This is a genomic window from Plantactinospora sp. GCM10030261 (assembly GCF_042666615.1).
Lineage (GTDB): Bacteria > Actinomycetota > Actinomycetes > Mycobacteriales > Micromonosporaceae > KBS50.
Genome location: NZ_JBHTDD010000025.1, coordinates 25357 through 48316, shown reverse-complemented (window position 1 = coordinate 48316; position 22960 = coordinate 25357). Strand labels below are relative to the sequence as shown.

19 protein-coding genes and 1 pseudogene are annotated in these 22960 nt (G+C 71.3%); 11 read left to right on the top strand and 9 right to left on the bottom strand.

What is annotated here, in order from left to right; translation table 11 throughout:
• Window positions 1-25 precede the first annotated feature (25 nt).
• On the top strand, window positions 26-910 hold the full coding sequence (locus tag ACFQUZ_RS24885) for a winged helix-turn-helix transcriptional regulator (protein WP_377446317.1): 885 nt from the start codon (window positions 26-28) through the stop codon (window positions 908-910).
• 177 nt (window positions 911-1087) lie between these two features.
• Here the strand turns inward: ACFQUZ_RS24885 and ACFQUZ_RS24880 are convergent, their stop codons facing one another.
• The gene (locus ACFQUZ_RS24880) at window positions 1088-1963 is read right to left on the bottom strand and encodes a class I SAM-dependent methyltransferase (RefSeq protein ID WP_377446315.1); all 876 of its coding nucleotides are present in this window, start codon (window positions 1961-1963) and stop codon (window positions 1088-1090) included.
• A gap of 103 nt (window positions 1964-2066) precedes the next feature.
• Between ACFQUZ_RS24880 and ACFQUZ_RS24875 the strand changes: the two genes are divergently transcribed.
• Window positions 2067-3020 carry a GNAT family N-acetyltransferase gene (locus tag ACFQUZ_RS24875; RefSeq protein ID WP_377446313.1) on the top strand — a complete coding sequence of 318 codons (954 nt, stop codon included), beginning with the start codon at window positions 2067-2069 and terminating at the stop codon, window positions 3018-3020.
• Here ACFQUZ_RS24875 and ACFQUZ_RS24870 read toward each other — a convergent pair.
• The 4 genes from ACFQUZ_RS24870 to ACFQUZ_RS24855 form a co-directional block, all read right to left on the bottom strand.
• Window positions 2954-5662, bottom strand: coding sequence for a glycoside hydrolase family 2 protein (locus ACFQUZ_RS24870; RefSeq protein WP_377446311.1), 2709 nt, complete (start codon window positions 5660-5662; stop codon window positions 2954-2956). The genes ACFQUZ_RS24875 and ACFQUZ_RS24870 overlap by 67 nt on opposite strands.
• Window positions 5663-5706: 44 nt before the next feature.
• On the bottom strand, window positions 5707-6585 hold the full coding sequence (locus ACFQUZ_RS24865; protein ID WP_377446309.1) for a carbohydrate ABC transporter permease: 879 nt from the start codon (window positions 6583-6585) through the stop codon (window positions 5707-5709).
• Window positions 6582-7538 (bottom strand): carbohydrate ABC transporter permease, encoded by a 957-nt coding sequence (locus ACFQUZ_RS24860; protein ID WP_377446307.1) that lies wholly within the window; start codon window positions 7536-7538, stop codon window positions 6582-6584. The genes ACFQUZ_RS24865 and ACFQUZ_RS24860 overlap by 4 nt, the downstream gene beginning before the upstream one ends.
• A 118-nt stretch (window positions 7539-7656) precedes the next feature.
• Window positions 7657-8937 (bottom strand): ABC transporter substrate-binding protein, encoded by a 1281-nt coding sequence (locus tag ACFQUZ_RS24855; protein WP_377446305.1) that lies wholly within the window; start codon window positions 8935-8937, stop codon window positions 7657-7659.
• A gap of 343 nt (window positions 8938-9280) precedes the next feature.
• On the opposite strand from ACFQUZ_RS24855, the pseudogene ACFQUZ_RS24850 reads away from it, so the two are divergent.
• Window positions 9281-9485: pseudogene (locus ACFQUZ_RS24850) on the top strand (LacI family transcriptional regulator); the annotation flags it as partial.
• Window positions 9486-9644: 159 nt separating this feature from the next.
• Window positions 9645-10970: an MFS transporter gene (locus ACFQUZ_RS24845; protein WP_377446303.1), complete on the top strand. Its 1326-nt coding sequence runs from the start codon at window positions 9645-9647 to the stop codon at window positions 10968-10970.
• Here ACFQUZ_RS24845 and ACFQUZ_RS24840 read toward each other — a convergent pair.
• Window positions 10952-12367, bottom strand: coding sequence for a M20/M25/M40 family metallo-hydrolase (locus ACFQUZ_RS24840; protein WP_377446301.1), 1416 nt, complete (start codon window positions 12365-12367; stop codon window positions 10952-10954). The genes ACFQUZ_RS24845 and ACFQUZ_RS24840 overlap by 19 nt on opposite strands.
• 260 nt (window positions 12368-12627) lie before the next feature.
• On the opposite strand from ACFQUZ_RS24840, the gene ACFQUZ_RS24835 reads away from it, so the two are divergent.
• Both ACFQUZ_RS24835 and ACFQUZ_RS24830 read left to right on the top strand, forming a co-directional pair.
• The gene (locus ACFQUZ_RS24835) at window positions 12628-13056 is read left to right on the top strand and encodes a PspC domain-containing protein (RefSeq protein WP_377446299.1); all 429 of its coding nucleotides are present in this window, start codon (window positions 12628-12630) and stop codon (window positions 13054-13056) included.
• Window positions 13057-13115: 59 nt separating this feature from the next.
• Window positions 13116-13403: a hypothetical protein gene (locus tag ACFQUZ_RS24830; RefSeq protein ID WP_377446298.1), complete on the top strand. Its 288-nt coding sequence runs from the start codon at window positions 13116-13118 to the stop codon at window positions 13401-13403.
• Between the two features lie 68 nt (window positions 13404-13471).
• On the opposite strand, the gene ACFQUZ_RS24825 is transcribed toward ACFQUZ_RS24830, so the two are convergent.
• Together ACFQUZ_RS24825 and ACFQUZ_RS24820 are read right to left on the bottom strand one after the other, a co-directional pair.
• A complete protein-coding gene (locus tag ACFQUZ_RS24825) occupies window positions 13472-14911 on the bottom strand; it encodes a hypothetical protein (protein WP_377446296.1) in 1440 nt (479 codons plus the stop codon).
• Window positions 14912-14969: 58 nt separating this feature from the next.
• Complete coding sequence (locus ACFQUZ_RS24820) at window positions 14970-16025, bottom strand: LacI family DNA-binding transcriptional regulator (RefSeq protein WP_377446294.1); 1056 nt, start codon at window positions 16023-16025, stop codon at window positions 14970-14972.
• A gap of 141 nt (window positions 16026-16166) precedes the next feature.
• Between ACFQUZ_RS24820 and ACFQUZ_RS24815 the strand changes: the two genes are divergently transcribed.
• Genes ACFQUZ_RS24815 through ACFQUZ_RS24805 form a run of 3 tightly spaced genes read left to right on the top strand, consistent with a single transcriptional unit; the run spans window position 16167 to window position 19308 of the window.
• On the top strand, window positions 16167-17321 hold the full coding sequence (locus ACFQUZ_RS24815; protein WP_377446293.1) for a Gfo/Idh/MocA family protein: 1155 nt from the start codon (window positions 16167-16169) through the stop codon (window positions 17319-17321).
• Between the two features lie 5 nt (window positions 17322-17326).
• Entirely contained in the window at window positions 17327-18484 is a 1158-nt protein-coding gene (locus tag ACFQUZ_RS24810) for a dihydrodipicolinate synthase family protein (protein ID WP_377446399.1), read from the top strand.
• Window positions 18466-19308, top strand: a complete 843-nt coding sequence (locus ACFQUZ_RS24805) for a sugar phosphate isomerase/epimerase family protein (protein WP_377446292.1) — start codon at window positions 18466-18468, stop codon at window positions 19306-19308. The genes ACFQUZ_RS24810 and ACFQUZ_RS24805 overlap by 19 nt, the downstream gene beginning before the upstream one ends.
• A gap of 150 nt (window positions 19309-19458) precedes the next feature.
• On the opposite strand, the gene ACFQUZ_RS24800 is transcribed toward ACFQUZ_RS24805, so the two are convergent.
• On the bottom strand, window positions 19459-19893 hold the full coding sequence (locus ACFQUZ_RS24800; RefSeq protein ID WP_377446398.1) for a winged helix-turn-helix transcriptional regulator: 435 nt from the start codon (window positions 19891-19893) through the stop codon (window positions 19459-19461).
• A gap of 160 nt (window positions 19894-20053) precedes the next feature.
• Here ACFQUZ_RS24800 and ACFQUZ_RS24795 point away from each other — a divergent pair, with 160 nt between their 5' ends.
• Together ACFQUZ_RS24795 and ACFQUZ_RS24790 are read left to right on the top strand one after the other, a co-directional pair.
• Window positions 20054-21478: an MFS transporter gene (locus ACFQUZ_RS24795; protein ID WP_377446290.1), complete on the top strand. Its 1425-nt coding sequence runs from the start codon at window positions 20054-20056 to the stop codon at window positions 21476-21478.
• A 230-nt stretch (window positions 21479-21708) separates the two neighbouring features.
• Window positions 21709-22959, top strand: coding sequence for a TIR-like protein FxsC (locus ACFQUZ_RS24790; RefSeq protein ID WP_377446289.1), 1251 nt, complete (start codon window positions 21709-21711; stop codon window positions 22957-22959).
• The last annotated feature ends 1 nt before the right edge of the window (window position 22960 follow it).

Below are 22960 nucleotides of genomic sequence, written 5' to 3'. Positions count from 1 at the left end.
AATGGAACGGACTATAGTGGTGGGCGTGAGAAAAGTCGATCTCGCTGATGCGGACTGCGGCATCGCGCAGTCCCTCAGCGTGTTGACGGACTGGTGGACCTTTCTATTGGTGCGCGACATCGCCGGCGGCGTGACCCGCTTCGACGGCCTGCAACGCGGCCTCGGGTTGAGCCGCCGTGCCCTGGCCGAGCGCCTTACCGCCCTCGTCGAGCATGGTGTGCTGCACCGCCGGCGGTACACGGACCGCCCACCGCGCCACGACTACCTGCTGACCGCCAAGGGCGAGGGCCTGCTGCCGGTGCTGATCGCACTGCAGGAGTGGGGCGACCGGCACGTGCTCGGCGACGGGTCGCTCACCGCCACGGCGGCGGCCGGGTCGGCGGAGGCCCGCCGGATGCACGCCCTTGTCGGGCGCAAACTCCCCGAACTGACCCTGGTGGGCCACGATGGCGTACCGGTGCCGCCCGCCGACCCAGAAGCATGGACGGTGCTCTACTGCTTCCCCGGCGCCTTCGCGCCCGGCGTGCAAGGCCTCCCGCCGTCATGGGGGGACATCCCCGGCGCCGCCGGCTGCACCCTCGAGTCCACCACCTATGCGGCGCACACTGCCGCTTTCGCTGCCGCCGGTGCGCGAATCCGCGGGGTCAGCACCCAGCGCCCGGACCAACTGGCCGCCTTCGCCGCCCACGCCGAACTGCCGTTCCCGCTGCTCTCCGACGCCGGCGGGCGGCTCGCCGCGGCCCTACTGCTGCCCACCTTCCGGGCCGCCGGCACCGACCGGCTCAAGCGGGCCACGCTGCTGCTCGACCGATCCGCGACGGTGCGCGCGGTGCAGTTCCCGGTGACAGATCCGGCCGGCTCGGTCAGCGAGATGCTGAGCCTGGTCCGGGAGCACGGTCTGGCCGGATGAGCTAATGCGGTGTCCAACGCCGCCGGTCGTCGTCTGGACCCGGCGCGGCCCGGTGAACGTTCCTGGCCACCGCACTGGCCCACACGGGACCGGCGCGCCGCACGCCTGGCCGTTCCTCGCCGAGCCGATCCGCCCCCGGCCTGATCGGCAGCGGTCATCTCATCGGCGGTGGCCTCCTCATGATTGGCCGAGCAGCGCGTAGAACAGCGGGATCCGGGGCGCGTCGTCGGGCAGCCGCCACCAGCCGTCATCAGTGGGCACCATGTGCGGCCACCGGGGCCAGGGCAGCGTCCCGCTCTCCCGCAGCCGGGTAACGGTGATGCCGGCGTCGACAAGCGCGGTGACCACCTCGCCAAGCCCGTGTGCCCACTCGTAACTGGTGGTCGAAGTGCTCAGCGCCGGCCCGTCGGTGTAGGTCCGGGTGGCGTCCAGCTCGATCGGCCCCCGGCCGGCCAGGCAGTCGTTGCGCAGCACCAGCTCCCGCCCGTCGCCGTTACCCGGCACCAGCCCGAGCGAGGTCAGCACCGGGTGGAACTCCACCACGTACACCCGACCGCCGGGGCGCAGCAGCCGCCGGATCACATCGGCCCAGCGGCCCAGGTCGGGCAGGTAACACAGCGCGCCCTTGCCGGTGTAGATGACGTCGAACCGCCGGTCGCCGAGCGCGGCAGGCGCGTCGTAGACGTTCGCGTGCACGTACTCGATGTCCAGGCCGGCCCGCGTGGCGATCCGGCGGGCCTCGGCCACCGCCGCCCCGGACAGGTCCAATCCGACGGTACGGGCGCCGCGTTGCGCGAAGGCGGCGGTCTCGGTGCCCAGGTGGCACTGCAGATGCAACACGTCCCGCCCGGCGAGGTCACCCAGGTCCGCCCACTCGTAGTCGGCGAACCAGGCGGCCGGGTCCCGGCCCTCGACGTCGTAGAACCGGCTTGCGGCGTGGATCGGGGTGCGTTCGTCCCAGTTCGCCTCGATGAGGTTCATCAGCCGGCGGGTGGTGTCGTCGAAACCCTCGGTCATCCGTCCATCCAGCCACAACCATCGGCTGCGGTCCATCCGGTATCCGTCATCCACGGTGGTCGGTGTCGACCGGCCGGCCGACGCCGACCGCGGCGAAAATGATTCGTCGGCTCGGCAAGATCGTGGCACGGTGCGCACCATGACCGACTCGGAGCTGATGACCGCCGCCGACATCCCGCTCATGCAGGGCCTGGCGCAGCGGGTTACGGCGAGCCGCCCGGATCTGATCAGCGCCGGTGCCTCGTACGGGGAACTGGCCTGGGTCTGGGGCCAGGGGGCCGCCCGGTACCGGGCGACCTGGCCGCGCCGGCTGTGGTTCTCCGGCGCCGACCTGGTGGCCTGGGGCTGGGCCCTGCTCCCACGCCAGGTCATGCGCAGCGACGGGTCAGTCAGGGAGGTCACCGGCGCCGCGCTGAGTTACCAGATTCATCCCGACCACACCGACCTGGTCGACGAGGTGATCGAGTGGTACGACGGGGTGGCCGCCGGGCTCGAGCGAACGGTGTGCCCGACGAACGCCGAGGAGGTCGCCCTGAAGCGGTGGGCGGCCCACGGTTACCAGACCGATCCGGCCTCGCAGGGCGACGACGGCGACTGGACCCAGCTCAACGCGCGGGACCTCGCCGACCTGGAGCCGCCGGCACTGCCGGACGGGTTCCGGTTCCGCACCGCCGACGAGGCCGGCCCGCAGGCCGCGGTCCAGGCCCACGTGGACGCCTGGTCTCCCTCGGCGTACACGGCCGAGAGTTACCGGGACGTCAGCCAGACGGCCGCCTATCGCGGTGACCTGCACGTTCTGGTGGAGGCGCCGGACGGGACGATGGCAGCATCCACGATCATGTGGTTCGACGAGGCGAACCGGACCATCGAGTTCGAGCCGGTCGGCACCCATCCCGACTACCGGCGGCTCGGGCTAGCCCGGGCCATGATGCTGCACGGGATGGGGCTGGCCCGGGCGGCCGGCGCCACCCACGCGACGGTCGTCTGCGTCGGGGCGCCGGCGCGTCCGCAGGCGCGCCGACTGTACTACGGCCTCGGGTTCCGGGAGCTGTCCCGGGACGTGCCGCTGATCAAATCCTCGGCGGCGGACTGAGGACCAGCGGACTGAGGGGCCGCGGACTGAGGAGCCGCGGACTGAGGAGCCGCGGACTGAGGATCGACGGGACGCGGATCGGCTGACCGCGGACGTCCTGGCACCCCCTCGACCAACTGGTTGGCGCAGCGCAACACCGTGGGGGAGAGCAGCACGTCCGGATCGAGGTCGGCGTCGCTGGTCACCCGCCAGGTCACGCTCTCGCCCGGCAGCAGGGTGCGCAGCGCGTCGTCCACCACGGCAGCCGGGTCGACCGTGTCGACGAGCAGCGTCAGGTCCCGCACGATCGTGGCCGCGGTGACCGTGACCGTGTATCCGCCGTCCTCGCGCCGTACCTCTCCCGCCACGATCGGCGCCGGCAGGTCGCTGTGCCGGTCCTCGGCGAAGAACCACACCGCGCGGGCGGTGCCGATCTGCGCGATCAGGACCTCGCTGGCAGCCTTGTCTGCGGTGGCGATGTCCGCCGGCACGACCACGTTCCGGGTCGACCAGGCCGGGCAGTCGACGTCGAGGGTGCCGGCGGCCAGCACCGTCCCGTCGTAGCCCCGGCGGGACAGCGCCACGGCACCGGTCCACGGCTCGGCGGAGTCATTGACCAGCGCAACCCGTAGCCCGGCACCGTCGGGTTGCACCGTCACCAGCCGGTCCGCGTGCGCCTGGCGCAGCGCGTAGAAGGCCGGCTTGCGCCGCCCGGCACCGTCCACGACGGCCCACGACACCACCGGCCAGCAGTCGTTGAGCTGCCACAGCACGCTGCCGGCGCAGTGTGGGCTCAGCGACCGGAAGTACTCCACCCCGGTCCGTACCGCCCGGGCCTGGTTGAGCGACATCGCCCAGTGCCAGTCCGCCATGGTGGTCGGCAGCCGGAAGTGGGGGAGCAGGCCGTCGGTGAGCTTGACGTTGCCCTCGGCCGCCTTCTGGTGCACCAGCATGCCCGGTGACTCCGGGGTCAGCGGCTCGTCGGAGAGCGCGGCGCGCAGCGTCGCCCAGGTTGGCGGGCCCTGCCAGCCGTACTCGGCGGCGAACCGGGGCCGCAGCCGCCGGTACGCGGTGTAGCCGAGCCGGTTCCACACCTCCCAGTCGTGGGTGGACCCGTGGTCAGGGTCGTTGGGGTGCCGGTCGGGGTGGGGGGACCACGGACTGCCGGGGGTGTACGGGCGGGTCGGATCCAGCTCGGCGACCAGTTCCGGCAGGGTCTGCGTGTAGTAGCCGTGCCCCCAGGTCCGTCCGTCCAGTCGTTCCGGCCAGCCCCAGTCGGCGTACCCCCAGAGGTTCTCGTTGCAGCCGTTCCACAGCGCCAGGCTCGGATGGACCGTCAGCCGGGTGATGTTGTCCCGGGCCTCCGCGACGACCTCCGATCGCAGCGGCTCCTCCTCGCTGTAGGCCGCGCAGGAGAACAGGAAGTCCTGCCACACCAGGATGCCGCGGGCGTCGCACTCGGCGTAGAAGTCGTCCGCCTCGTAGATCCCGCCACCCCAGACCCGCAGCAGGTTGACACCGGCGTCGGCGGCCTGGTCGAGACGGTCGGCGTACCGGGCCCGGGTGACCCGGTGCGGGAACGCGTCGTCGGGGATCCAGTTGGCTCCTTTGACGAAGATGGTGCGGTCGTTGACCACGAACGCGAACCGGGTGCCGTGCTCGTCGGCGCCGGTGTCCAGCCGGAGCGTGCGGAAGCCGATCCGGCCGGTCCACCCGTCCAGTCCGCGGCCGGCGGCGGGTTCGCGGGTGGGGTCCGCCGTGCGGCCGGTGGTTGCGGAGCCGGCGGCGTCGCCGGGAGCGTCCCCGGCGTCGAGCCGCACGGTCAGGTCGTACATCGGCTGCCCGCCGTGCCCGCGCGGCCACCACAGCCGTACGTCGTCGACGGCCAGCCGCAGCACCGTGCCGGTCTGGTCGGCGGGCAGCATGGTGGTCACCTCCCGACCGGCGATCTCGGCACTGACCCGGAGGTCGCCGCCGCCGGCGCTGACCTGGCCGTCGTGGCCCCCGCCCGCGCGGACCACGTCGACGTGCACGTCGACGGTCCCCCGACCGTCCTCGACCTGGACGACCGGGCGGATCGTGGCGAGCCGGGCGGTGCGCCAGGTGTGCAGCCGGACCGGCCGCCAGATGCCGGCGGTCACCAGGTCCGGACCCCAGTCCCAGCCGAAGTTGCAGGCCATCTTGCGGATCGCGTTGTACGGGTGGTGGTTGACGTGCGGCCGGGCGCCCTGCTCCAGGCTGGCCCGGTCGGCGTACCGGACGGCTGACGAGAAGGTGACCGCCAGCGTGTTGGTCCCGGTCCGCAGCGCGTCGGTGACGTCGATCCGGTAGGTGCGGTGCATGTTCCGGGTCTCGGCGACCGTGCGGCCGTTGACCTCGACGCGGGCGACCGTGTCCAGCCCGTCGAAGACGAGTTCGGCGCGGTCGTGGCCGTCCGGTCGGAGCTCGACGGTCGTCTCGTACCGCCAGTCGGTGAGGCCGATCCAGCCCAGCAGCCGTTCGTTGTCGTCCAGGTACGGGTCGGGGATCAGCCCCGCGGCGAGCAGGTCGGTGTGCACCGTCCCGGGTACGGTCGCCGGTACCGGACCGGCGGCGTCGACCTGCGGCGGGACGGGCCCCGCGACCGGCCGGACCGTCCAGTTGTCGTGCAGTGTCCGGAGCATCGATGGCCCTTCTGTAACCGATGACGCGGTGACGGGTGATTCGGTCACTTGATGGCACCCGAGGTGAAGCCGTTGTAGATGAACCGTTGCAGGGCCAGGAACACCAGCAGGGTCGGCACGAGCACCAGGATCACCCCGGCCGAGATGACCTCCCACTGCGCGCCGAACGGGCCCTTGAAGCGGAACAGCGACGTGGAGATGACACCCAGGTCCCGGTCGGGCATGTAGAGGAACGGGATGTAGAACTCGTTGTAGACGACGACGCCCTTGATGATGACCACGGTCGCGATCGCGGGTTTCATCAGCGGCAGCAGCACCCGCCAGTAGATCGTGAACGGGTTGGCCCCCTCCAGCGCCGCCGCCTCGTCCAGTTCGCGGGGGATGCCGCGCAGGAACTGGAGGAAGATGTAGATCGCCAGCAGGTCGGCGCCCAGGAACAGCGCGATGGCCGACCACCGCGTGTTGTACAGGCCCAGGGTGTTGACCACCTGGAAGGTGGCCACCTGGGTGGTCACCTGGGGCACCAGGGGGGCCAGCAGGAAGGCGCCGATCACCAGGCGTTTCAACCGGAAGTCGAAGCGGTCCAGCGCGTACGCGGCCATCGAGCCGAGCAGCACCGTACCGGCGACCGAGATGGCGAGGATGATCGCGGTGTTGACGAAGCCCTGGACCATTCCGCCCTTGGTGAACGCGGTGACGTAGTTGTCGACGTTGAACCAGTTCCCCGGTGGGTCGAAGGGTCGGCTGCCGAAGAACTCGTCCTTGGTCTTCAGCGAGGCCATGAAGACGACCACGATCGGCAGCATGACCACCGCGCTGGCGGCGACCAGCGAGAGGTACTTGAGGGCCACCGCCAGCCGGCCGGCCGGGGTCAGCCGCCGGTTGCGCCGGCGAGTCCTCCGTGGCACCAGGACGCCTGTCATCGCCCCACCTTTCGTCGCACCTTCTCGTCGGGCAGCGCCCGCCGCTGGATCCAGGTCAGCAGCAGGATGATCAGCAGGAGGATGACCGCCATCGCCGAGGCGAGCCCGACCTTGTGGAACTTGAAGGCCAGGTTGACGGTCTGGATGACGAACGTCTCGCTGCCGTTGGCGCCGCCGGTCATGATGTAGGGGATCTCGAACACCGACAGCGATCCGGAGATCGCCAGGATGAACGACAGCCCCACGATCGGCCGGATGCCGGGCAGCACCAGATGCCGGAACTGCTGCCAGCGGTTGGCCCCGTCGATGTCCGCGGCCTCGTACAGTTCGGCCGGGATCGACTGGATCGCGCCGAGAAACAGGACGAAGTTCAGCCCCAGGTACCGCCACACCGAGGTGCCGGCCAGCGAGTAGTTGATGATCTCCGGGTCACCGAGCCACTGTTGCGACAGACTCCCGAGGCCCAGGGCGGAAAGCGTGGTGTCGAGCGTGCCGCCGGGCTGAAAGAAGAACAGGAAGATCATCCCGATCGCGACGCCGTTGATCAGGTACGGGAAGAACAGGATTCCCTTGAACAGGTTGCGGAACCGTACGTTGAAGCTCAGCACCATGGCGAAGTAGAGCGCCAGCCCGATCTGCACCACCGACGCGCCCACGTAGTACAGGCTGACGGTGAGCACCTCCATCAGCTCCGGCCGCCGTGCGATCTCCACGTAGTTGTCGAGGCCGACGAACTCCTTCGCCGGATCGAGCCCGTCCCAGGACGTGACGCTGTAGCCGAACATGGCCAGCACCGGGACGTAGGTGAAGGTCACCATCAGGATGAGCGGCACCAGCAGGAATCCGTACGGGGTGATGGTGCGGCCGGGCCGGCGGGGCGGCTGGCGCCGGGGGAGGGTCGGGCGGCTCGCGGGCGCCGCCGGTGAGCGAACGAGCTGGGCGGATGTGTTCATGTCGGGTCCTTAAGCGAGGGCGGCCAGCGCGAGGATCGGTGCGGTGGCGCCGGAACGGCGCGGACACCGGCCCGAACGGGGGTGCGGTGCGTGGTGTCCCGCCCGCACCCCCGTCGGATCAACTGACCTTCTTCATCGCCTCGGCCCACCGTTTGTTCAGGTCGGCGAAGATGGCCTCCTTGGACTCCTTGCTGGCGCCCCGGGCGGCATCCACCAGCCGCTGCCGGTGCTTGCCGTCGAACAGGCCGATTTCCGCCTCGGTGTCGACCTTGTTCGCCAGGCCCTCCTCGCCCTTCGGCGGCGGGTTCAACTCGAACAACTTCGTGTTCGCGGCGGTCAGGTCGGCCAGCGTGGCGGGAACGCCCTCACTGATGACGGGGGAGATGCCGCCCTGGTCGACGGCATAGTTCGACTCGTCGGCGAACCAGTCCACCCAGGCGCGCGCGGTGGCCTTGTTCTTGGAGTTGATGTTGATGGCGTTCTTGTAGTCGCCACTGATCGTGGAGTGGAACGAGCCGTTGGCCTGGGCCGGGAACGGCAGGTAGCCGATGTCCGCCTTGTCGGGGGCCGCCGCCTGCATCTGCACGACCGCCCAGGACCCGAGCATCATCGTGGCCACCTTGCCGGTGCCGAACAGTTGTTTGGAGTTCTCCCAGTTGGTGGTGGTCGGGTCCGGCTCGGTGAGTTTCGCGGCGACCGCGTCGTACAGCAGCGAGTCGATGATGTGGTGTTCCTTGCCCTCGGCCCAGGGCGAGTCGTCGTGCGCGAGCTTGGTGACCGCGTCGGGGTCACCGCTGACCGCGCCGCGTGCCCCCTCCCACTGGCCGAGCGGCCAGCCCTCCTTGTAGTTGGTGTAGAGCGGGATCGCGTCGGTCTTCGCCTTGATCGCGGTCAGCGCGGCGAGGAAGTCCGCCGGGGTCTTCGGCGGCTCGGTGACGCCGGCGGCGGTCCACACCTTCTTGTTGTAGACGAAGCCCTGGGCGTTGCCGGTGATGGCGATCCCGTACACCGTGTCACCGGACGCCTGTTCATGGACGAAGCGGTACTTCTTCCCCATCTCTTCGACGGTGCCCAGCGGTTCGAAGAAGGTAGGTAACTGGTCGCTGGTGATGGAGTTCGGGATGACCAGCACATCGCCGTACTCCTTGGTGTTCATGCGGATTCGGACTTCGCCCTCGTAGTCGGTGATGGCTTCGAACCGCACCGAGGTGCCGGGGTATTTCGTCTCGAACTTCTTCTTGTAGTCGGCGAACACCGTGTCGATGAGGTCCGTCCGGTGGGTCAGGACGGTGATCTCACCCTCGATTGTGCCGCTGTCGGCCGTGTCGCCGCCGTTCCCGCACGCCGTGACCGTCAGCGCGGCGCTGAGCATGACGGCGGCGGCACCCAGTCTTCTCATCTGGTACGTCCCACCTCTCAATGTGCGTGTCTCCTGCTGTCGTGCGTGGTGCAGGGCTGCGCTGTCGCGACGTCCGGGGTGGCGTGGCACGCCGAACGCGGTACTGAACCGGATAAGTGGACACACCTTAGGGTCGCCTTGTTGCGCCTGTCAATATGCGAATCAGGCCGGATGTCCACGGACTTGAGGCGCCACACGCGGGCTCCCGGCTAGCACTTAACCGAGTAAGTCAGTTGCCGTACGATCGAGGTCGCCGCATGGCATGTCCGCCCGAGGGGAGCGCCGTGAAGCGTCCGACCATCGCCGACGTGGCTCGCCGGGCGGGCGTCTCCAAGGGCGCGGTGTCGTACGCGTTGACGACTCGCCACTGTGCCGGATCGTCCATCCGGCGCTGACCGCGCTCAGCCGGGACATCCCCGCCTACGGGGCACCCGCCGCCCGGCAACTGCTGGCCGTGATCGGGCGCGGCGACGAGCGGGCTCCAGGACGAGACGGCCCGGCTCACCCCAAGGGGCAACACCGCCCCGCCGCACGGCGCGGTTGCCTGACACTCCGTACTGAAACTCTTTCGATCTGTAGTTTTGCCAGCTCAGCCGCTACCCTGATATTGGGCGAATATCAGGTATTCGCATCCTTTGTGCGCTATGCGGTGCTGGAGGAGCGGTGCGCCGTGGTCCGGGTGGCCGACCCGTCCGAGGGCGACAGCGGTGAGGGGCACCTGGCGGCAGCTACGCTCCTTCGACCGGTGCCTACGCCTGCTGCTGCTCAACCAGTTCGGCATCAACCTCGGGTGCTACCTGCTGATGCCGTACCTGGCCAACCACCTGGCCGACGGCCTCGGGATGGCCGCCTGGACGGTGGGCCTGGTCCTCGGCGTACGGGCCCTCAGCGACCAGGGACTGTTCCTGATCGGGGGCCTGCTCGCGGACCGCCTCGGCTTCAAGCCCTTGATCATGATCGGCTGCGCGCTGCGTACCGCCGGGTTCGCCGCCCTGGGGTTCGTCACCGCGCTGCCCATGCTGCTGGCCGCCGCGGTGGCGACCGGGCTCGCCGGAGCGCTGTTCGGCCCCGCCGTCCGGGCCTACCTCGCGGCCGAGGCGGGCGACCGCCGGATCCCGGCCTTCGCCCTGTTCAACGTCTTCTACCAGGCGGGGGTACTGATCGGCCCGGTGCTCGGACTCGTCCTCGTCGGAGTGAGCTTCCGCGCCGTCTGCCTGACCGCCGCGGCGATCTTCGGAGTCCTCACCGTGTTGCAGGCCAGGGTGCTGCCGGCTCGCCCGCCGGACCCACCACGCCAGCGGGGTCCCGGCGGCGTCCGGGTCGACTGCGCCGAGGTCCTCGGCAACCGCGCCTTCCTGCGGTTCTCCCTGGCCATGCTCGGCTCGCACGTGCTGGCCGCGCAGATCTACCTGGCCCTGCCGCTACAGGCCGCCCGGGAACTGGGCGACGGCGGCGCGGTCGGTAGTGGCGCCCTGTTCGCGCTCTCCGCCGTGGTGGCGGTCGTCGGACAGGTACGCGTCACCGGCCGGCTCCGCCAACGCTGGTCGGCCGGGCGAGCCATCGCCGTCGGGCTCGCCCTGATGGCCACGGCGTTCCTGCCGGTGGCGGCCACCGCCAGCGGCTCCGGCCGGAACGACACCGGCACGGCGGCGGCGCTGGCGCTCCTGCCGGTCCTCGCGGCCACCGCCCTGCTCACCATGGGCACCGTGGTGGCGTACCCGTTCGAGATGGACGCCCTCGTCGCGCTCTCCCGCGACCGGCTCCTCGCCACCCACTACGGCCTGCACAACACCCTCGCCGGACTCGGCATCGCGGCCGGGAACCTGGCGACCGGCGTCCTGTGGGAACTGGGCGACCGGTGGGCCACGCCCGCGCTGTCCTGGCTGGCCCTGACCGCTGTCGGGATGGCGGGCGCCACCGCCGTCGCCCTACTCGCCCGGTCGTGGCCGGTCGGAACGGCGGTGCCGCCGGGGAGTCTCGGCTCCACCGGCGGCACCGCCGCACAGCACCTCGATCAGCGGGCGGTCGCGTAGGTGGCGGCCCCGATCAGCTCCATCGACACCTGGAGCCGCTCCAGGCTGATGTTCTTGACGATGGTGTCCTCCGGGCTGTGGTAAGGCGGCTCCAGCAGCGCCGGCGACTCCTCACCGCGCCAGGAGAAGTTGGCGCTGGCGATGCCGACCTCCTGGAACGACTGGTGGTCACTGGCCCCACGCTGGGTGACCGGAGAAATGCGCGGCTGGTAGCCCAGCCGGGTAGCCGCGGCCGCCACCTCGTCGGTGGCCCGGTTCGACTCGCCGGTGAAGGACAGCAGCCAGTACCGGGTCGCCGGGTCCCAGCTCGTGCCCACCATGTCGTTCTGGTACACCGCGAGGATCCGGTCCCGCTCCGCCTGCGGCAACTGCGCCACGTAGTAGCGGGAACCGATCAGACCCTGCTCCTCCGAGCCCCACAGCGCGAACCGGAGGGTGGCGTTGATCGGCAGCGACTTCAGCACCCGGGCCAGCTCCAGGCAGAGCACCGTACCGGAACCGTCGTCGTTCGCACCCGGCGCGCCGATCACGCTGTCGTAGTGGGCGCTCACCATCACCACCGGGCCACCCGCCCCGGACCGCCCGGTCCGCTCGGCGAGCACGTTGTGCGAGGTGAGGTTGCGGTGCGCGGAGGTGGCGATGGACAGGACGAGTCGACGGTCGGCCAGCCGCTCGCGTAACCGGTGCTTCTGCGCCTGCGCCACGCCCACCACCGGGATCGGAGCCGGCTGGGTCTCGAACGTCGGCAGGGTCGGCGAGAACGCCTGCGCCCGGCGCGGGTACACGCCGTCGGCCGGCAGGAAGACGACCGCCGCCGCGCCCTTGGCCACCGCCGTGGCGACCAACTGGTCCTTCTCGGTAGCGACGTAGTCGACAAGCACGATCTTGCCGGCGACGTTCGCGGGGTAGTTCTCCGGCGCACCGGCGGCCACGTCCACCACCTCGGCCCGCACGGTCGTGTCCAGCGCGGCGTTCGGCGAGGCTCCGGCCTGCCAGTTCAGGTCCCGGGGGAGCCCGGCCGGGGAGGACAGCTGGGCCAGGAACTTGTCCGCCACCGGGAACGGCTGAAGCTCGGTGTCGTACCCCAGCTTGTCGAGGGTGCGGGCGATGTGGTCGGCGGCCCGGCGCTCGGAGGCGGTACCACCGATGCGGGGTCCGATGTGCTCGGAAAGCGTCCACAGGTGAGGGAGAGCGCGAACGGACGACACCCGCCCGGCAACCATGCGGTCGCCCGGGGTGAGGGACGGCGGCTTGGTCGCGCCGGGACGCTTGTCGGTCACGGCCCAGGCGGGGGCGGGCAAGGTGACGGCGGCGGCTGCGCCGCCGAGGGCCACGGTCAGCATGCGGCGCCGGTTGAACGCGGACTGCGGCGTCGAGGTGCTGGAGGGGTCGGACAAGGCTGCTCCTGATTGGCTCGGCCGGGGTCGCCGGCTGGGGGATGGCGGTTATCAGGCCAGGAAGCCCTCAATCTAGCTGCGAAGCCGGCATTGTCAAGATCATGAATCTCGATCGCCGGCATTACCCGGTAAGCGCCCTCCGTGCACCCGGCGTTACTCGGCGCCCACCCGGTGGTGGGACGTAGGCCCCGCCCCGCTGCCCGAAAGCCTCTGGGTCCGCGCCGCTGGCGGGGGCACCGTGGAGACAGAGGAGGTGCGTCATGACGTATCAAACGTCCGAGGCTCCGCTCGGTTCGGCGCCCCCGGTCCGCTCGTTGCGGCGCAGCCGTACCGACCGGTTGATCGGTGGCGTCTGCGGCGGACTCGGTCGCTACCTGGGAATCGATCCGCTGTTGGTGCGCGTCACCGCCGTCGCGCTCGTTCTCTCCGGCGGCACCGGCCTGCTGGCGTACGTCATCGGCTGGATCCTGATCCCGGAAGCCGGCCCGGGAAGTGAAGCGCAGCCGCCCGCGCCCGCCACGCCCGTCACGGTCACCGTGCTGGTCGGAGGCCTCCTGCTGGTCGCCGGCGCCGTGCTGCTGCTCCGCCGGCTTCTGCCGTGGGTCGAGCTGGGCATCGTCTGGCCCGTCCTGCTGCTGCTGGCCGGCGCGCTGGTCGTGGTTTCCGGACTGCGGCGCAAGGAACGGTGACGAGAAGGAGAACGGGTGGTGACGGCGAAGCCGGCCCACCGGGCACAAGGGAGGGAACCATGGCTACCGAATCCGCACAGTGGCAGGAGCTTTCGAGCCGGGTCGAGGCGCTCGCGCTGAAACTCCGGCTGCACCTGGCGCAGGCCAGCGACGACGACGCGGCCCGAGCCGCCGTCGGCAGGCTGCGAGCCACGATCGACGACGCGTTCGAGGCTGCGGGCAACGCGATGTCCGACAACGCCGTCCGTCAGGACATCCGTGAGGTCGGACGGCTGCTCGTCGACGCTCTCGACACCACATTCGCCAGGGTGGGCACGGACATCCGGGGGGCGCTCCGGCAGCGCTGACCCGGCGGCATCGGGACCGGCGGTGACGATCGGCCCGGCGGGTTGCCGGCGCAACAGTCGCCGTCGGTTCAGGAGTCGGTGGTGAGCCGGGGCTGCACGATCCGGATGGTGGCGGGCGACCCCGGCAGGCCGCCGCGCCGGGACGCGTACGCCGGCACGCCCACGCAGGTGAACAGCAACGTCGCCAGGTCGTCCGGCGCCGCCAGCAGGGCCGGGACCTCGCTGTCGAGGAAGGTCATGCCGGAGGCGCTCGCCCCGAGGGCGTACGCGGCCAGGTGCAGCCGCCCTTCCACCAGGCCGGCGGCGAGCTGCGCCTCCCGGTAGCTCCGGTCGTCGAGGCCGGCGAGCGGGCTCGCCGCGACGACGACGTACCCGGCGTCGCCGCCGAGGGACTGGTCGAGGCAGACCCGCGCCGTCTCGTCGCGCAGGTCACCGGTGCGAATCGGACGGTCGAGGTCCGGCCACCGGTAGACGCCCGGCGCGACCCCGTCGACACCGTGCACCACCACCCAGTGCGGCACGTCGACGCCGCGCAGCGCCGCCCGCATCGGCCAGTCCAGGACGGTACGCGGCAGGGTCCGGCTCCGGTCCATCAGGCGTTGCGAACCCCGGCGCAGCACCACCTCGTCCACGGTGTCCGACGGCGGGGCGTCGGTCAGGGCGGGGCCGTCCGGCCACGGCGCCCCAAGGCCGTCCCGGTCGCCGGCCCGCTGTGCCAGCGTGCACAGGGGGAACTCGACCGGCGGCAGCTCGCCGGCCGCGGCCGGGCCGCCCGGCACGATCGCCGGCTCCGCGTCGCCGAAGGACAGCAACGCGAGCGGGAACTCGTGCACACCATCGGCGCCGACCAGGTCGCGCATCTGGGCGTCGGGAAACCGGCTGCGCAGCCGGGGGCGCAGCCCGGCGCCGTACGCCGCGGTGGACAGCTGCGCGAGCAACGTCCCAGCGTCCCAGTACAGGTGCCGCCAGCCGCGCTCGGCGTACCGCCAGCCGGTCCGCCACGGAACGCCGGTCACCACCAACGTGGTGGCCTCACCCCCGGCCGGCGGACCCACCCGTACCAGGGCGTGCTGCTCGCCGTCGTACCAGTGCACGCCGTCCGGCACCCCGGCGACACCGCGGGCGCTGACGTAGACCTCCAGCGGGAAACGCGCGCCCGCCGAACCCGAGGCGCGGTAGACGAACCGCCGCCCGTCGCGTTCGGCGATCCGGACCACCCCCGCGCCGAGGAAGAGGATCCGGCCGAGCTGCGCGGCGTCCAGCGGCTGGGTCACCACGTCCAGGCCAGCCAGCGCCGCGGTCGCCGGGGTGCCGGGATCCGGCAGGTCACGCGGCAGCGGGAGGATCGGCAGGTCGGCGTACGCCTTCATGGCCGGCGGCCGGGTGTCCGGGTCGTTCGGCGTCAGGTCGTGCCGCACCCGCGGGTCGTCGGCCGGGACGTCCCACTCGCGGTCCGGTGTGTACGACGTCAGCCGGTGTAACAGGCCGGCACCCGATTCGAGATCCACGACCTCATCCTGCCACCGGTGGCGGCCGGCCGGACGCCCGCCCGACCCGCGTCCGGGGTCAACCGGACCGTTGCCGGGCGCGGCGGGGGACCGGCGGCGGGGGAGCGGTGCTGCCGCGCAGCACCAGTTCGGTCGCGACGTGCTCGACCACCGGCGCGGAGCCGGTCGGGCCGCCGTTGCCCAACGCGAGCGACATGGCGCGGGCGCCGATGTCGACAAGTGGGAGCCGGACGGTGCTCAGCGGCGGCGTGACGTCGACCGAGACCGGCATGTCGTCGAAGCCGATCAGGCTGATCCGGTCGGGCACGTCCAGGCCGCGCTCGCGCAGGCAGGCCAGCGCGCCGATGGCCATCGAGTCGTTGAGCGCGGCCAACGCGGTGAGCCCGGGGTGCTGGTCCAGCAGGGCGGCGGCTGCCACCGCGCCGCCGTTGCGGTCGAAGTCGGCGTACGCGATGTGCCGGCCGGTGAGCCGGCGACCGTGGTCGCGGGCCGCCCGACGCAGCCCGGCCAGCCGGTCGGTGGTGGTGGTGAGGTGGCGCGGTCCGGCGATGACACCGATCGTGGTGTGGCCCAGCCGGTAGAGCGCGTCGCCGGCCAACCAGCCGCCGTGCTCGTTCGCCGGCACGATCGCGTCCCCGGCCAGCTCGTGCCGGCCGATGACGGCGACCCGGCCGCCGGTCTCCTCGAACAGCCGCAGTCGCCGGTCCAGCCGGGCGGTGACCGGCGTGTCGTGGTAGCCGGAGCCGGCCAGTACGATCGCCGCGGCCTGGTGGGCGTGCAACAGCTCGACGTACGCCAGCTCCCGCTCGGGGTCCCGGTAGCTGTTGCAGATGATGACGAGCCGCCCGTGGTCGGTGGCGATCCGCTGCAGACCCCGGGTGATCTCCGCGAAGTACGGGTCGGAGACGTCATGCACGATCACCCCGACCGCGCTGCGATCGGCCCGGGCCAGTTGCCGCGCGTTGGCGTTGGGGACGAACTGCAACTCGGCGACGGCGGCGAGGACCCGTTGGCGCAGCGCGTCGGCCACCGGTTTGGGGCTGTTGTTGATGATCCGGGAGACGGTGGCCGTCGAGACACCCGCGCGTCGCGCGACGTCCGCCAAGGTGGCCATTCTTCCCCTTCCGGCCGGGTGCCGGCCGGCCCGGATCTGGTCGACAGGGTAGCCCACCCGAGCCGGCACGCAATCGCTTGCTTGACCGAGTCTACCGCCGGTAGCCTGCCAGGAAAGCGCTTACCTGAAGGGTAGGGCGAGATGTCCGAACGCGTCCCGGTGGGGATCGTCATGAACGGTGTGACCGGTCGGATGGGCTACCGGCAACACCTGATCCGGTCCCTGCTGGCCATCCGGGAACAGGGCGGTGTCCCGCTGCGCGGCGGCACCCGGCTGTGGCCCGAGCTGGTCCTGGTCGGACGCAACGAGGAGAAGCTGCGCGAGGTCGCCGGGCGGCACGGCCTGACCGACTGGACCACCGACCTCGACGCGGCGCTGGCCCGCCCGGACGTCTCGGTCTACTTCGACGCCCAGGTAACCAGCGAGCGGGAGAAGGCGATCCGGCTCGCGATCGATGCCGGCAAGCACGTCTACACCGAGAAACCGCTGGCGACCACCCTGTCCGGCGCGGTCGACCTGGCCCGCGCGGCCGACGCCGCCGGGCTGCGGCACGGCGTGGTGCAGGACAAGCTGTTCCTGCCGGGGCTGCGCAAACTCGACCGGTTGGTGCGCAGCGGCTTCTTCGGTCGCATCCTGTCGGTGCGCGGCGAGTTCGGCTACTGGGTGTTCGAGGGCGACTGGCAGCCCGCCCAGCGGCCGAGCTGGAACTACCGCGCGGCCGACGGCGGCGGCATCGTGGTGGACATGTTCCCGCACTGGCACTACGTGCTGGAGCAGATCTTCGCACCGGTCCGCGCGGTCACCGCACACGTCGCCACCCACGTCCCGACCCGCTGGGACGAGGACGGCGCGGAGTACGCGGCGACCGCCGACGACGCCGCGTACGCCATATTCGAACTCGACGGCGGCATCGTCGCGCAGATCAACTCGTCCTGGGCCGTCCGGGTCAACCGCGACGAGCTTGTCGAGTTCCAGGTCGACGGCACCCTCGGCAGCGCGGTCGCCGGGCTGCGCGGTTGCCGGATCCAGCACCGCGCCGCGACCCCGAAACCGGTGTGGAACCCCGACCTGCCGACCACCGAGGACTTCCGGGCCCAGTGGCAGGAGGTGCCGGACAACGCCGAGTTCGACAACGGCTTCAAGGCGCAGTGGGAGATGTTCCTGCGGCACGTCGTCGACGACGCCCCGTACACCTGGGACCTGTGGGCCGGGGCCCGCGGCGTCCAGCTCGCCGAACTGGGGCTGGTCTCCGCCCACGAGGGCCGCCGGATCGAGATCCCGGAGCTGACCTCGTGAACCGGGTGACCCTGCCCGACGGCCCGCTGACCCTGTCCGGGGCGGGTGGCGAGTTCGCCACCCCAGGGCCACGGTTCACCAGCCGGGTCGCGTACGCCGCCGCCCACGTGGTGGCCGACCCGGCCGCCGAGAACGTACCCGGCGCGCCCGCGGCCGTCGACTGGGACGCGACGCTCGCGTTCCGCCGGCACCTGTGGGCGTACGGCTTCGGTGTTGCCGAGGCGATGGACACCGCGCAGCGGGGGATGGGGCTCGACCACCCGACCGCGCGGGAGCTGATCCGCCGGTCGGCCGCGCTGGCCCGGGCCGAGGGCGGGACGATCGCGGCCGGGGTGGCCACCGACCAGTTGCCGGCCGGACCGGCCACCCTGGACCAGGTGCGGGCGGCGTACGCCGAACAGCTCGCGGACGTGCAGGCGGCCGGCGCCGTACCGGTGCTCATGTGCAGCCGGCACCTCGCGGCGGCCGCCCGCTCGGCCGACGACTACCTCGAAACGTACGGCAAGCTGCTCAGCGAGACCGACCGCCCGGTGGTGCTGCACTGGCTGGGCCCCGCGTTCGACCCGGCGCTGGCCGGCTACTGGGGGGACGACGACCCGCTCCGGGCGATGGACACCGTGGTCGGCCTGATCGAGGCGTACGCCACAAAGGTCGACGGGATCAAGCTGTCCCTGCTCGACGCAGAGCTGGAGATCGCGTTGCGTCGCCGGCTGCCTTCCGGCGTCCGGATGTACACCGGTGACGACTTCAACTACCCGGCGCTGATCCGCGGCGACACCGACGGCCACTCCGACGCCCTGCTCGGCGTCCTGGCGGCGATCGCGCCGCCCGCCGCAGCCGCGCTGCGCGCGCTCGACGCCGGCGACCTGGACGGCTACGACCGGCTCCTCGACCCCACGCTGCCGCTGGCCCGGCACCTGTTCGCCGCGCCGACCTACCACTACAAGACCGGTATCGTATTCCTCGCCTGGCTGGCCGGCCACCAGGACCACCTCACGATGGTCGGCGGCCTGCACAGCGGCCGGTCCCCGGCGCACCTGGCCCGGCTGATCCGGCTCGCCGACGCCGCCGGCCTGCTGCCGGACGCCGACCTCGCGGCGGCGCGGATCAACGCCTGGGGCACCACGGTGGGGGTGGCGACGCCGTGCACCGGTTCTCGCTGAACCAGGCCACCACCAGGCACTGGCCGCTACCGGAGCTGGCCGCCGGCTGCGCCGACGCCGGGGTCACCGGCGTCGGCCTGTGGCGGGAGGACGTCCAGTCCTTCGGCCTGGACGCCACCCGCGAGCTGATGACCGACGCCGGGCTCGCGGTGACGTCACTGTGCCGCGGCGGGTTCTTCAACACCCCCGACTGGTACGACGAGAACCGGCGGGCAATCGACGAGGCGGCGGCCATCGGCGCTCCCGTGCTGGTGCTGGTCTCCGGCGGGCTGCCGGCCCCTGGTGATCCGGCGTCCGGCGGTGGGGTGCCGGCGTCCGATTGGCGGGACCTGGACGCGGCGCGGGAACGTGTCGGCGAGGCGATCGGCGCCCTGGTGCCGCACGCCCTCGCCGCCGGTGTCCGGCTCGCGATCGAGCCGCTGCACCCGATGTTCTGCTCCGACCGGTGCGTGGTGGTAACCCTCAACCAGGCGCTCGACCTCGCCGCGCCGTACCCGTCGGCGGCGGTAGGGGTGGTCGTCGACACCTACCACCTGTGGTGGGACGACACCGTGTGGGCGCAGATCGACCGCGCCGGGCGGGAGGACCGGATCGCCTGCTTCCAGCTCGCCGACTGGGTCACCCCACTGCCTGCCGGCGTGTTGCTCGGCCGGGGCCTGCCCGGCACCGGCTGCGTGGAACTGCGGCGTTTCCGGGCGGCCGTGGACGCGGCCGGCTACGCGGGTCCGATCGAGGTGGAGGTGTTCTCGGCCGAGGCGTGGGCCCGGCCCGGCCGGGAGGTGCTGGCCGAGGCGCTGGCCGGCTACCACGCCACCACCCCGTGATCCGGCAGAAGGTTGTGGTGATCCGCGCGCCCGAGGTGCCATCGACGGGCCCGCGAGGGTGGCCTCGTACCGGGAATCCGCGCCGGTACGGGGTCATCCTCGCGTCTGGGGCCCGTGTCGTCGGTCGGGCCGAGGGCGTCGGCACCGTTCCTAACGCCGGCCGGCCAGCACATCGCGGGCGATCGCGTCCCGCTCGGCCGCCTCCCGTTCGGCCTGCTCCTGCTCGGCCGCGGCGCGGCGGTCGTACGCGTCGCGCGCCTCGACGATCTCCCGCTGGTGCGACTCGGTCCAGGTGACCAGGGCCCGGATCGTCTCGTGCAGGGTGGTCCCGAGCGAGGTCAGCTCGTAGTCGACCCGGGGCGGCACCGTCGGATGGACGGTGCGGCTGATCAGGCCGTCGCGCTCCAGGTGTCGCAGGGTCCGGGCGAGCATCCGCTGACTGATCCCGTCGATCATCCGGCGCAGCTCGGTGAACCGTAGACTCCGCCGGTCGAGCAGGGCGATCACGAGCAGTGACCACTTGTCGGCGATCCGATCGAGGATCTGCCGGACCTCGCAGTCTTCCCGGGTGTCCCACTGGAGCACGTCGTAGTCGGGGCCGGTATCCGCGCAGTAACTGACGGACGGCGAAGTTCCTTCTTCCACGGCCACCGATAGTGCCCGACGATTCTGCTGGTTACAAGAAGGAACCGGCAGGCCGTGCGGATACCGCACCTGTCGGTTCCCCAGTGAGGGGGGTTTCGACATGTCTACGACCCGCGACCGGGACGGCCGCGCGTGGGGTGTGCTGCTCGTCCTGTGCGGCGCCGTCTTCCTGGAGGGCGTCGATATCGCGATGGTGAACGTCGCGTTGCCGGCCATCCGGGCCGACCTGGGACTGTCGACAGGCACGCTCAGTTGGGTGGCCAGCGCGTACGTCCTGGGTTACGGCGGCTTCATGCTGCTCGGCGGGCGGGCCGCCGACCTGCTCGGCCGGCGCCGGATGTTCCTGCTCTGGCTCACCGTGTTCCTGGTGTTCTCGGGGCTCGGCGGCTTCGCCACCGAGGGCTGGATGTTGCTGATCGCCCGGTTCGTGACCGGAGTGGCGTCCGCCTTCATGGCGCCGGCCGGCCTGGCGCTGGTGGCCGGCAACTTCCCCGAGGGGCGCAGTCGGACCCGGGCCCTCGCCATCTATGCCGGCATCGCGTCCGGCGGGTTCTCGCTCGGCCTGGTCGTCGGTGGGCTGCTCGCCGCCGTGGGCTGGCGGTGGGTCTTCTTCGCCCCGGTGATCCTGTCCGCGATCATCCTGGTGGCCGCCATCCCGTTGATCAAAGACACCGTGCCGGATGTCCGGCGGACGGCCGGCTTCGACATCGCCGGGGCGCTCACCGTCACCGGCGCGATGCTGCTCCTCGCGTACGGAGTGGTGCGGCTCGAACACGGCACCGACGGCATCGGCGGCACGGTCACCGTCTTCGCCGCCGGGCTGGCCCTGCTCGCGGCGTTCGTGGTGATCGAGCGCCGGGCGACCAATCCGCTGGTCCGGCTGGGCATCCTCCGTTCCGGCCCGCTGGTGCGGACCAACCTGTCCGCGCTGCTGTTCATGGGGGCCTTCGCCGGTTTCCAGTTCATGCTCACCCTGTACCTCCAGGAGATCCGTGGCTGGTCCGCCCTGCAGACCGGCCTGGCGATGCTCGTGGTGGCCATCGACATGGTGCTCGCCCCGACCCTGACGCCGCGGTTGGTCAACCGGTTCGGCACCGTCCGGGTACTGTTCGGCGGCCTGCTGCTGGCGGTGGCGGCGTACGCGCTGTTCCTGCCGGTGGCACCGGACTGGACGTACGCCGCGATGCTGCCCACCATGGTGCTGCTCGGCCTGGCCTTCACGCTCGCCTACGGTCCGCTCACCATGGCCGGGGTCGAGGGCATCGACGAGACCGAGCACGGCCTCGCCGGTGGACTGCTGTACACGGCGTTCCAGTTCGGCATGGCCCTGGGCATCTCGGCGGTGACCGCGGTCAGCGTGGCCGCGGTCCGGGACGGCACGGAGCGGGTCACCCTCGACTCCGTGCGCGCCGCCCTGGTCATCCCCGTGGCGGCGGCGGCACTCGCCGCGATCGTCACGGCCTTTGGCCTGCGTCGCCGGGTGGTCGCCGGGGTCGCGCCCGAACCCGTCCGGGCATCGGCCTGACCACATTCACGAAAGCGCCGTGGGGAAGGTCCCTTACCAACGCAATGCGTTGGTAAGGGACCTTCCCCACGGCGGAGCGACATTCATGACCGTAACGGGCTGCTACACTCTAGGCTCCCTGGGGAGTGGGCCCGTGACCAGCCCGATCATCGGTGATCGGGTGATGTCACGTGATCGTGCACAACAGCGAGCAAGGGCGTTGGTCTTTCGTTGCCTGGCAGGAGGCTGGCGTGACAGAAGGGCTCCCGTACTTCTTTCTCAGTTACGCCCGCGGAGACGACGACGCCTACGTTCGCAAGTTCTACGAGGAACTGTGCAAAGAAGTGCGGATACGTTCGGGTGATCTCGCGAATCCGGATGTGGGCTTTCTCGACACCCGGGGGATCGCGCTCGGGGCGCCGTGGTCGGACGAACTGACCCGGGCCCTGCACCGCAGCCGGACCTTCCTCGCCCTGTGCTCACCGCTCTACTTCAACAGCGAATACTGCGGCAAGGAATGGGCCGTCTTCGCCGACCGCGTGCAGCGGACGACCGAGAAGACGGGCGTCCGGCCACCGGTCATGTTCCCGCTGGTCTGGATGCCACGCACCGAGATGCACCCGGCCGCCCAGGAACTCCAGCAGACCACCGACCGGCTGGATCCGCGCTACCGCGAGCATGGCCTGCGCACCTACATGCGGCTGGCGAAACACCGGGACCGCCGGTTCAGCTTCGTCTCCGCCCTCGCCGAGATGATCGTGGCGAACGCCCGGCTCTACGAGCTGCCGCCGCCCGCGGGTCACCCGGACATCACGCTGGTGCCCAGTTCCTTCACCGCCACCCTCAACGCCGGGCGGACCTCGCCGCCGTCGAACCGGCAGACCACGAAGTACGTGCACTTCGTGGTCGCCGCCACCGCGCGCTCGGACATGCGTCCGCACCGAAGCAGCCTGGCCTACTACGGCGACACGTACCGCGACTGGGCGCCGTACCAGCCGGAACTCACCCAGCCGCTGGGCACGTACGCCACCGCCATCGCCACCCGGCAGCGGTTCGGGGCCGAGGTCGCCGCGATCGCCGACCTGCCGACGCACCTGCGCCAGGCGAAGGAGCGCAACCAACTCCTGGTGCTGCTCGTGGACGCGTGGGCGCCGCACCTGTCCGAGTGCGAGAGTGTGCTCGCCGCGCACGGGGCGGGCGACTCCGCAACCACCGCCGTGATCGTCCCGGTGAGCCGCAGCGACGACGAGAGCATGCACAACTGGGTACGGCTCGACGACCGGTGCCGCGTCCTCCTGCAGGGCCACCTGCGCAGCCAGGATCTGCGCATGTTCCGGTTCGGCGTACCGACCCACGACCACTTCGGCGAGGTGTTGACCGAGGTCCTGGAGACCGCCTACAACCGGCTGCTCGCCGAGGGGCGGTCGCTCCGCACGCCCCCAGACCCGTTTGTCGAACGTCCCATTCTGGACGGCCCACAGCCCGACACACCGGAGAACTGAC

Coding starts and splice junctions, on each gene's coding strand:
- ACFQUZ_RS24880 (WP_377446315.1), bottom strand. CDS start 1,963: ATGGACCGCAGCCGATGGTTGTGGCTGGATGGACGGATGACCGAGGGT.
- ACFQUZ_RS24855 (WP_377446305.1), bottom strand. CDS start 8,937: ATGAGAAGACTGGGTGCCGCCGCCGTCATGCTCAGCGCCGCGCTGACG.
- ACFQUZ_RS24830 (WP_377446298.1), top strand. CDS start 13,116: ATGGCTACCGAATCCGCACAGTGGCAGGAGCTTTCGAGCCGGGTCGAG.
- ACFQUZ_RS24875 (WP_377446313.1), top strand. CDS start 2,067: ATGACCGACTCGGAGCTGATGACCGCCGCCGACATCCCGCTCATGCAG.
- ACFQUZ_RS24865 (WP_377446309.1), bottom strand. CDS start 6,585: ATGACAGGCGTCCTGGTGCCACGGAGGACTCGCCGGCGCAACCGGCGG.
- ACFQUZ_RS24860 (WP_377446307.1), bottom strand. CDS start 7,538: ATGAACACATCCGCCCAGCTCGTTCGCTCACCGGCGGCGCCCGCGAGC.
- ACFQUZ_RS24835 (WP_377446299.1), top strand. CDS start 12,628: ATGACGTATCAAACGTCCGAGGCTCCGCTCGGTTCGGCGCCCCCGGTC.
- ACFQUZ_RS24870 (WP_377446311.1), bottom strand. CDS start 5,662: ATGCTCCGGACACTGCACGACAACTGGACGGTCCGGCCGGTCGCGGGG.
- ACFQUZ_RS24795 (WP_377446290.1), top strand. CDS start 20,054: ATGTCTACGACCCGCGACCGGGACGGCCGCGCGTGGGGTGTGCTGCTC.
- ACFQUZ_RS24815 (WP_377446293.1), top strand. CDS start 16,167: ATGTCCGAACGCGTCCCGGTGGGGATCGTCATGAACGGTGTGACCGGT.
- ACFQUZ_RS24820 (WP_377446294.1), bottom strand. CDS start 16,025: ATGGCCACCTTGGCGGACGTCGCGCGACGCGCGGGTGTCTCGACGGCC.